The organism is Singulisphaera rosea (assembly GCF_054877945.1).
This window is the reverse complement of record NZ_JBTYIP020000118.1, coordinates 1-373: the sequence shown is the minus strand read 5'-3', so window position 1 is coordinate 373 and position 373 is coordinate 1. Positions and strand designations below refer to the sequence as shown.

Below are 373 nucleotides of genomic sequence, written 5' to 3'. Positions count from 1 at the left end.
AACGTCCGCTCCACCGTATACCTCTGCGGCTGTTCCACGAAACCTTTGCTACCCAACGGACGACTCACGACCTCCACCACATAACCCGCACCCGTGTCCACCAGCCAACGCTGAAGCGTCTTGTTCCGATACTTCGAATCCCCCCACAACAGCTTCAGTCGAGACCGATGTTCGGCCGTCAACTCCCCCAGGACGTTGGGGGCGATCGTCCCGTCGTCAGCCGACGCCACTGTGACCGCGACCGCCAGCAGTAAACCCAGCTTGTCTACGATGATATGGCGTTTCCGCCCGTTGATCTTCTTGCCCCCATCGAACCCACGGCTCTCGGCGTTCTCCGTCGCCTTGACCGTCTGACTGTCGATGCTGCCGACGC

General features: G+C 60.9%; 1 protein-coding gene. It reads right to left on the bottom strand.

Annotation, left to right across the window (positions count from 1 at the left end; all coding sequences use genetic code 11):
* Positions 1–373, bottom strand: a 373-nt coding sequence (locus ACYOEI_RS41205; protein ID WP_462856492.1) for a transposase, incomplete at both ends; no start/stop codon positions are given.